Here is an 8168-nt window from a genome sequence, read left to right as displayed (position 1 = left end):
TCTTCTGCCTGCCGAAACAGGCTTTGATATCGTCTTGCGAGTGCCCACACAGATTGTCTGATAAATTGTTAAAGAGCGTTCGTTACCCGTTCGCTTGTGGCGAATCTTACGGTAACGCGGGAGGCAGATAATACGCTTTCCCGCTGAAGTGTCAAGCTTTTCTTTTCAACTTTCGTTTTAAGAACCGGCGTTTCTGCCTGCTTAACACTTCCTGACCCGGCGAAGTTTGTTTCGTTGTTCCCGGTCAGTGGAGGCGCATTATAGGGAGTTCCTGACAGGCTGCAACCCCTAATTTCAAATAATTTTCCAACCGGCTTTTTTTTCAACGAATTGCGGCGAGAATCATCATTTTTGCTATTTTTTATACTGCATTTGCGAGAATTCACGGGCGAAACTGCTTACCTGCTGCCAATCGGTGTATTCCACTTCTTTACTGGTATCTGTTTCTCCGCCGGTCATGCGCATAATAAGTTGAATCATGACCCGATCAAACCAGCGATAGCGTGGATAACGCAGCGCTCCAGCGAAGACGCCGCAGAGTGTCGGCTGCCAAGGCGAGCTTGCCAGGAACTTACGCACATAAGAATTGGTTTGGGGCGTGCGCTTCTCCGGTTTGCGCGCCGTCAGGTTCACGGCAAAGAAAGCGCTCGGCATAGTATTCAATTGTTCCAGGTGTTGGGTGATGAACTTCGTCAGCACTTTATCGAAGTGCCCATAACGAATAGAAGCTCCGATCATGACCTGTTGGTACTGCCCGAGATCGATATTCCCTACTAATGCCAGATCCTGTACGTCACAATTGACCATCGCGGATAATTCATTAGCCATATAAGAAGAAATAGCCTGAGTTTGCCCATCACGGCTGGAGTAAAGTATCAATGCCTTCATAACTACTTTTTCCTAATTCAAAGTTACTCGCGCCAGAATGTTGGCGTAAACAGTACCAGTAGGGTGAATACTTCCAATCGACCAAACAACATGGTTATCACCAGTATCCATTTAGCTGCGGCATTCATTGAGGTGAAGTTATCTGCTACCACCCCCAAGCCCGGCCCAAGGTTATTCAGCGTCGCAGTGACGGCAGCAAAAGCAGAAAACTCATCCACACCGGTAGCAATGATCGCCAACATACTAATGATGAACACCAGTGCGTAAGCAGAGAAGAATCCCCAGACCGCTTCCAGAATACGTTCCGGTAGCGCACGACGCCCCAGTTTGATGGTGTAAACCGCGTTCGGGTGAACCAACCGCTTTAATTCTCGCGAACCCTGCAGATACAGTAAAAGGATACGAATCACTTTAAGGCCACCGCCGGTTGAACCTGCACAACCGCCGATAAAAGCGGAACATAATAGAAGGATAGGAAGGAATAGCGGCCATTTGGCAATGCTATCGGTAGTAAAGCCCGCGGTCGTGGCCATAGATACCACTTGGAAAAACGCCTGATTCAGAGTTTCCAGACCGGATTTGTACACGCTGTGCTGCCACAAAACCAAAGTACAAACGACTACCAGCGTCAGTTGTACAAAGATAAACATCCGGAATTCGGGATCGCGCCAATACACTTTCAGGCTGCGCCCGCTCAGTACGGCAAAGTGCAGGCCGAAGTTACACCCCGAGATCAGCAAGAAGATGGCAATGATAGTGTTAATCGTTGGGCTGGCGAAATAACCGATACTGGCGTCATGAGTTGAGAAACCGCCAATAGCTATAGTTGAGAAACTATGCGAAATCGCATCGAACACCGACATCCCCGCCCCCCACAGGGAAAGCGCGCAGGCAATGGTGAGGAGCACATAAATAAGCCACAGGGTTTTTGCCGTTTCCGCAATTCGCGGTCGCATTTTATTATCTTTCAACGGCCCCGGCATTTCTGCCCGATACAGCTGCATTCCCCCGACGCCCAATATGGGCAAAATCGCTACGGCCAACACGATGATTCCCATTCCCCCCAGCCATTGCAGCATTTGCCGATAGAACAGAATGGCCTTGGGTAAAGAATCCAACCCGACCAGCGTAGTAGCGCCGGTCGTTGTCAGGCCGGAAAACGATTCGAAAAAGGCATCGGTAACCGAAAGGTTGGGTCGCTCAGAAAAAAGAAACGGCAAAGCCCCGACGCTGCCCAGCACCGTCCAGAACAGAACCACAATCAAAAAGCCCTCGCGAGGCTTCAGTTCATGTTTCTGTTTACGGTTGGGAAGCCAGAGAAACAGGCCAATCACCAGGGCAACAAAGAAGGTTTGACTGAAGGCACGACCGGCACCATCACGATAGATCAACGCCACCAGTCCGGGAATAAACATAGTTCCGGAGAATAAGATGACCAGCAGACCAACAATACGGGTTATGGCACGAAAATGCATTCCGGCACGTTCCTTAGCAATTCACTTGGATGGGGATTATTGCGAAATGGGCGTCAATTGCAACGAACCACGACTCAGATCGCGTAATTTCTCCCCGACCTGACTGGCCTGAGTCGCCGGTAAAGAGAGACGGAGATTGACCTGCGCGCCATAATTACCCTGTAAAATCTGACCATCAACCTGTTGTAGCAGTGATTCCACCATCGCCAACTGCGCGTAATCACATAACAAAGTATATTCCACCTGCGGCACTTTATACTTTACTTCGATTTGTTTCAGCGCTTGCTGCACTCCGCTGCCGTAGGCTTTGACCAGCCCGCCGGTGCCCAGTTTTATGCCGCCGTAGTAGCGAACGACCACTGCGGTTATTTCACCGATATGACTCCCCATCAGCTGTGCCAGTATGGGTTTACCCGCGGTTCCCGATGGCTCGCCGTCGTCCGAAAACCCTAGCTGCTGAGAATCTGTCGGTGCGCCAGCGACAAAAGCCCAGCAATGATGCCGGGCCGTTGGGTGCTCTTCTTTTATCTGCTGAATAAATGCTTTGGCTTCATTCACTCCGTTGGTATGTGCCAGCAGAGTGATAAAACGACTTTTCTTGATTTCTTCAGTGACGCTGACGGAAGCCGCCGGAATAAGAAAAGGCTGCATTAAGCCAGATTCAGATCGCGCGTCATATTCTCAACCCGCTTTTCATGGATAACGATATTGTCTTCAATACGGATGCCGCCATAAGGTTTCATCGCATCAATACGTTCCCAATTAAAATGCTTGCTGAACTCGCCGCTACGCCAAGGTGCCAATAGTGACTCAATGAAGTAGATACCCGGCTCGATGGTTAATACCATGCGCGGTTCGAGAATTCGGGTGCAACGCAGATACGGATACTTCGACGGTGCAGCCAGATGGCTACCTGTATCATCCTGCATAAAACCAGCCGAATCATGTACCTGTAGACCTAACGGATGACCCAAGCCGTGTGGCAGGAATGGGCAGGTCAAACCTTGTTCGACCATCGCTTCTTCACTGATATCCACCACTAATTTATGGGTGCGTAACAGTTTGGCCAAACGTTGATGCATTTGCAGATGGTAATCGGTATAGCGCACGCCGCTTTTAATGGTGCCAATCAGCGCCAGTTGTTCGGCATTCAGATCTTTGATTAACGCCGCAAAATCGCTTTTGCCGTTCGCCGCATAGGTTCGGGTCAAATCTGCCGCATAGCCGTTGTATTCCGCGCCAGCATCCATCAAAAAACTGCGCATTTCGGCCGGTGGTTGATGCTGCAATTTGGTGTAATGCAGCACCGCAGCATGCTCGTTCAGCGCAACGATGTTGTCATAAGGGACATCGGTATCGCGATGACCGGTAGCCATCAGATAGGCCAGATTGATATCAAACTCGCTCATGCCAGACAGAAAAGCTTCGTGAGCGGCGCGATGCCCAACTACCGCAGTTTTTTGCGCTTCACGCATACAAGCAAGTTCATAGTCGGTTTTATACGAACGATGATAGTGGAGGTAATCCAACACCGGCTTCGGATTGATATTTTCCATCGAGATACCCAAGCCACGAGCACGCTCCTGCGCATAGCCAATATAGGCAACTCGTTGACGCTGTTGTGGTAATAAACCAGCGATATCATCCGCTTTAGTTAACGGGAATATTTCGATGGATTTGGTCCAGAAGCTATCAGGCAAAGGTTCCACGCAGTGCCAGTAATCCACCGGTGAATAGAACCATAATTTTGGCGTATTAACACCATCGACCCATAACCAGCAGTTCGGTACTTCAGTCACCGGCACCCAAGCTTTAAACTGCGCGTTTGCCTTAAACGGATAATCGCGGTCATCAAGGAAAATGCGCTGCAACTCCCCGGAATGAATCAGTAAAGCATCAAGCTGATTGCGCTCTAATACTTCACGCGTGCGTTGCTGTAGCGTGGATAAATGTTCGTTATATAAAGAAGCCAGCGTTTCCATCAAAGTACCCTTTGCCATTAGAACTTCAGGTTTTTTATCTTATCACAGTCATCGGAGCCGTGTTTTATCTACGCTTAACCGTGGGATTGCCCACTAAATCCTTAATAATCATTACTTATAGCTAGATTCGCGGGGAAAAATCTCGTGGAAATTACGTCATTATATTATCGATGACAGCAGGATATCGTTCAAACTTAGCTGCCAATGAAATAATTAACCAGCATATAAAACAACAATAAATATTATATATATCAATGTATTCACCAAACCTTTGTGATCCTTGCTGCAAAAAACCAAACTCTTATTTGCATTTATTTAACAAAAAAACCACACTTCCTGAATATCTGGTCATACCAGATCACATGCGCTTATTCAGGAGATAGATATGCTCTACCAAAGCGAAACGCTACAGCTGCACTGGCTTGAAAACGGTATTGCCGAGTTGGTGTTCGATGCACCTGGCTCTGTCAATAAACTAGATACCAAAACCGTGGCCAGTTTAGGGGAAGCCCTAGGCGTGCTGGAAAAACAAACTGAACTCAAAGGGTTGCTGCTACGTTCCAATAAAGCAGCCTTTATTGTCGGTGCGGATATCACCGAATTTCTCTCTCTGTTTAATGCCCCGCCGGAAAAACTGCATGAATGGCTGGTTTTTGCCAACAACACCTTTAACCGACTGGAAGACTTGCCGGTTCCGACGCTGTCCGCGATCACAGGCTATGCGTTAGGCGGTGGCTGCGAGTGCGTGTTAGCCACTGATTTTCGTATCGCTTCCCCAGAGGCTCGCATCGGTTTGCCTGAAACCAAACTGGGCATCATGCCTGGCTTTGGAGGCTCCGTGCGTTTACCGCGCCTGTTGGGAGCCGATGGCGCATTAGAAATTATTGCAGCAGGTAAAGATGTTAACGCAGCCGAAGCGTTGAAAATTGGGCTGGTTGATGCCGTAGTCACTCAGGAAAAACTGATTCCGGCCGCATTGAGCATGTTGAATCAGGCAATTGCAGGCAAGTTAGACTGGCAGGCCGCTCGTCGTCCTAAGCTGGAACCGCTGAAACTGAATTCAACCGAAGCCGCCATGTGCTTCACCATCGCCAAAGGCATGGTAATGAAAGTGGCAGGCAAACATTATCCGGCGCCAATTACCGCAGTGAAGACCATTGAAGCCGCAGCCAAATTTGGTCGTGAAGAAGCACTGAAGCTGGAAACCAACAGCTTTGTGCCACTGGCTGGTTCGGATGTAGCCCGCGCATTGGTGAGTATCTTCCTCAATGACCAATACGTAAAAGGCAAAGCGAAAAAGCTGACTAAAGGCATTACTGCGCCAAAACAGGCTGCGGTATTGGGTGCAGGAATTATGGGCGGCGGCATCGCTTATCAATCTGCGCTAAAAGGCGTGCCGGTCATCATGAAAGATATCAGCGAAAAATCGCTGGATCTGGGAATGAACGAAGCAGCCAAGTTGCTGAATAAACAACTGGAACGCGGCAAGCTAGATGGTTTAAAAATGGCGAAGACGCTCGCAACCATTCACCCAACGCTGGATTATGCCGGTATTGAACGCGCGCAGATTATCGTTGAGGCAGTAGTCGAGAATCCTAAAGTTAAGGCCGCCGTTTTAAGTGAAGTGGAAGGACTTATCGGAGAAGAGACTGTCCTCGCTTCGAATACCTCGACCATTCCTATTAATGAACTGGCTAAATCACTTAAGCGGCCGGAAAACTTCTGCGGTATGCATTTCTTCAACCCGGTTCACCGGATGCCGTTGGTAGAAATTATCCGTGGCGAGAAGACTTCGGAAAAAACTATTGCGACCGTAGTGGCCTATGCCACCCAAATGGGGAAAACCCCGATTGTCGTCAATGATTGCCCTGGTTTCTTCGTTAACCGCGTATTGTTCCCGTATTTATACGGTTTCGGCATGCTGGTACGCGACGGCGTAGATTTCCGTCAGATTGATAAAGTCATGGAGAAACAGTTCGGCTGGCCGATGGGCCCTGCTTATCTTCTTGATGTGGTAGGGATTGATACCGCTCATCATGCTCAAGCCGTTATGGCGCTCGGTTTCCCTGAACGCATGGGCAAAGATTACCGCGATGCCATCGATGTACTGTTTGAAAACCAGCGTTACGGTCAGAAAAACGGTATTGGTTTCTATCGCTACACGCAGGATGCCAAAGGCAAACCGCGTAAAGAAAACGATGATGCTATCGACGGGTTGCTGGCTCCGGTCAGCCAGCCACGCCACACTCTCAGCGACGAAGAGATCATCGCCCGAGCGATGATCCCAATGATTAACGAAGTGGTGCGTTGCCTGGAAGAAGGCATTATTGCCAGCCCGGCCGAAGGGGATATGGCGCTGGTGTACGGCCTTGGTTTCCCTCCGTTCCACGGCGGCGTGTTCCGCTATCTGGACACTCTGGGCACCACTAAATATGTGGAAATGGCGCAGCGTTATGCCGATTTGGGTGCGCTTTACCACGTACCCGCCGGGCTGAGAGCCAAAGCCGAGCGTAACGAAACCTATTATCCCGTAGCGGCAACGCTGCCTGATATCTCCACTGACCAACCGGCATGAGGTCTGAAAAAATGGAAAACGTAGTCATTATTGACGCCGTCCGTACTCCGATGGGTCGCTCCAAGGGCGGCGCATTCCGTAACGTACGCGCCGAAGATCTTTCTGCCCATTTGATGCGCGCAGTGTTAAGCCGCAACCCAGCGCTGAATGCCGGTGAAATCGACGACATTTATTGGGGATGTGTGCAACAAACGCTAGAGCAAGGCTTCAACATCGCTCGTAACGCTTCTTTACTGGCAGAAATTCCACACAATGTGGCCGCAGTTACCGTTAACCGTCTGTGTGGTTCATCCATGCAGGCTCTCCATGACGGCGCGCGCGCTATTATGGTCGGTGATGCGCAAATCTGTCTGATTGGCGGCGTGGAACATATGGGTCACGTTCCAATGAATCACGGCGTTGATTTCCATCCAGGAATGGGTCGTTCAGTGGCTAAAGCAGCCGGAATGATGGGCTTAACCGCTGAAATGCTGGCAAAAATTCACCAGATTAGCCGTGAAGATCAGGATCAATTCGCCGTGCGCTCTCACCAGCGCGCTGAGGCAGCGACGCGCTCTGGCGCATTCGCCAAAGAGATTGTTCCAACCAATGGCCACGATGCCGACGGCGTATTAAAACGTTTTGATTACGATGAAGTGATTCGTCCAGAAACCAATCTCGCCAGTCTGGCTGGCCTACGTCCGGCGTTCGATCCGGTCAATGGTACGGTGACAGCGGGTTCTTCGTCAGCATTATCAGACGGCGCTTCAGCCATGCTGATTATGAGCGAATCACGCGCCAAATCGCTGGGATTAAAGCCACGCGCTCGTATTCGCTCCATGGCCGTTGTCGGCTGCGATCCGTCCATTATGGGTTACGGCCCGGTGCCAGCCAGTCAACTGGCATTGAAACGCGCAGGTTTACGCATTCAGGATATCGATTTGTTTGAACTGAACGAAGCTTTCGCCGCTCAGGCACTGTCCTGCGTGAAGGGGCTGGGTCTACGGGAAAGTATGGATGACAAAGTGAACCTGAACGGTGGCGCAATCGCTCTGGGCCATCCATTGGGCTGCTCGGGTGCAAGAATTTCCACAACCTTACTGAATTTGATGGAACGTCGCGACGCCCAGTTTGGCCTAGCGACTATGTGCATTGGTTTAGGCCAAGGCATTGCGACCGTGATTGAACGCGTTTGATTAAAACAAACTGTAGGACCCGTTAATTCGGGTCCGTACCACCGCTGTACCTGGAGTTTAGTTGCCGTATTTT

6 protein-coding genes are annotated in these 8168 nt (G+C 50.0%); 2 read left to right on the top strand and 4 right to left on the bottom strand.

The features are described 5' to 3' along the window. Window positions 1–354 precede the first annotated feature (354 nt). The 4 genes from hemG to pepQ are packed head-to-tail and all read right to left on the bottom strand — an operon-like array spanning window position 355 to window position 4345. Window positions 355–888 (bottom strand): menaquinone-dependent protoporphyrinogen IX dehydrogenase, encoded by a 534-nt coding sequence (gene hemG, locus DBA33_RS11415; protein WP_064514266.1) that lies wholly within the window; start codon window positions 886–888, stop codon window positions 355–357. Between the two features lie 23 nt (window positions 889–911). Continuing rightward, on the bottom strand, window positions 912–2363 hold the full coding sequence (gene trkH, locus DBA33_RS11410) for a Trk system potassium transporter TrkH (RefSeq protein WP_064514267.1): 1452 nt from the start codon (window positions 2361–2363) through the stop codon (window positions 912–914). 36 nt (window positions 2364–2399) lie between these two features. Next, window positions 2400–3014 carry an IMPACT family protein gene (locus tag DBA33_RS11405; protein WP_064514269.1) on the bottom strand — a complete coding sequence of 205 codons (615 nt, stop codon included), beginning with the start codon at window positions 3012–3014 and terminating at the stop codon, window positions 2400–2402. Beyond that, window positions 3014–4345 carry a Xaa-Pro dipeptidase gene (pepQ, locus tag DBA33_RS11400; protein WP_064514271.1) on the bottom strand — a complete coding sequence of 444 codons (1332 nt, stop codon included), beginning with the start codon at window positions 4343–4345 and terminating at the stop codon, window positions 3014–3016. The genes DBA33_RS11405 and pepQ overlap by 1 nt, the downstream gene beginning before the upstream one ends. 385 nt (window positions 4346–4730) lie before the next feature. Here pepQ and fadB point away from each other — a divergent pair, with 385 nt between their 5' ends. Next, the gene (gene fadB / locus DBA33_RS11395; RefSeq protein ID WP_064514273.1) at window positions 4731–6920 is read left to right on the top strand and encodes a fatty acid oxidation complex subunit alpha FadB; all 2190 of its coding nucleotides are present in this window, start codon (window positions 4731–4733) and stop codon (window positions 6918–6920) included. An 11-nt stretch (window positions 6921–6931) separates the two neighbouring features. Next, window positions 6932–8095: an acetyl-CoA C-acyltransferase FadA gene (gene fadA / locus DBA33_RS11390; RefSeq protein WP_064514275.1), complete on the top strand. Its 1164-nt coding sequence runs from the start codon at window positions 6932–6934 to the stop codon at window positions 8093–8095. The last annotated feature ends 73 nt before the right edge of the window (window positions 8096–8168 follow it).

Source organism: Yersinia sp. IP36721, assembly GCF_003634395.1.
GTDB lineage: Bacteria > Pseudomonadota > Gammaproteobacteria > Enterobacterales > Enterobacteriaceae > Yersinia > Yersinia entomophaga.
This window is presented reverse-complemented; position numbering and strand designations above follow the sequence as displayed.

Excerpts from the sequence above, each read along its gene's own strand:
- hemG (WP_064514266.1), bottom strand. The coding sequence starts at position 888 with ATGAAGGCATTGATACTTTACTCCAGCCGTGATGGGCAAACTCAGGCT.
- trkH (WP_064514267.1), bottom strand. The coding sequence starts at position 2,363 with ATGCATTTTCGTGCCATAACCCGTATTGTTGGTCTGCTGGTCATCTTA.
- DBA33_RS11405 (WP_064514269.1), bottom strand. The coding sequence starts at position 3,014 with ATGCAGCCTTTTCTTATTCCGGCGGCTTCCGTCAGCGTCACTGAAGAA.
- pepQ (WP_064514271.1), bottom strand. The coding sequence starts at position 4,345 with ATGGAAACGCTGGCTTCTTTATATAACGAACATTTATCCACGCTACAG.
- fadB (WP_064514273.1), top strand. The coding sequence starts at position 4,731 with ATGCTCTACCAAAGCGAAACGCTACAGCTGCACTGGCTTGAAAACGGT.
- fadA (WP_064514275.1), top strand. The coding sequence starts at position 6,932 with ATGGAAAACGTAGTCATTATTGACGCCGTCCGTACTCCGATGGGTCGC.